Source organism: Methylophaga sp. UBA4204 (assembly GCF_002379485.1).
Lineage (GTDB): Bacteria > Pseudomonadota > Gammaproteobacteria > Nitrosococcales > Methylophagaceae > Methylophaga.
In genome coordinates, this window is the sequence record NZ_DFTU01000094.1 from 44,829 (window position 1) to 45,318 (window position 490).

A 490-nucleotide genomic window follows, 5' to 3' on the forward strand; every position below is an offset into this window, starting at 1 on the left:
AAGCCGGTGCTGACAGTATTACGCTGCATTTACGCGAAGATCGCCGGCATATTCAGGATCGCGATGTCAGAATGCTGGCCGATATTCTGCAAACCAAAATGAATCTGGAGATGGCGGTAACCGAAGAAATGCTTGGCATCGCTGAACTATACCGTCCAGCTGATTGCTGTCTGGTACCGGAACGCAGAGAAGAGTTAACCACGGAAGGTGGGCTGGACGTTGCCGGACAACAATCCAGAATGCATGACGCCTGTTCGCGATTAGCAGAAGCCGGCATTACTGTTTCATTATTTATTGATCCAGAAATGAAACAAATTGAAGCTGCTGCGGCCTGTGGTGCGCCGGTCATTGAGTTACATACCGGTCGTTATGCCGAGGCTAGTTCAGCGGCTGAAGCCCAGCATGAGCTGAAAATCATTCGTCAAGCTGCTGAAAAAGCCCATGCTATGGGCTTGCAGGTGAATGCTGGTCATGGTTTGCATTATCACAA

The 490-nt window shown here is 49.8% G+C and carries 1 protein-coding gene; it reads left to right on the plus strand.

Going from position 1 to position 490, the window contains the following annotated elements; genetic code table 11:
* The coding region (locus B3182_RS14325; RefSeq protein ID WP_292753246.1) for a pyridoxine 5'-phosphate synthase at positions 1 to 490 on the plus strand (490 nt) is incomplete at both ends.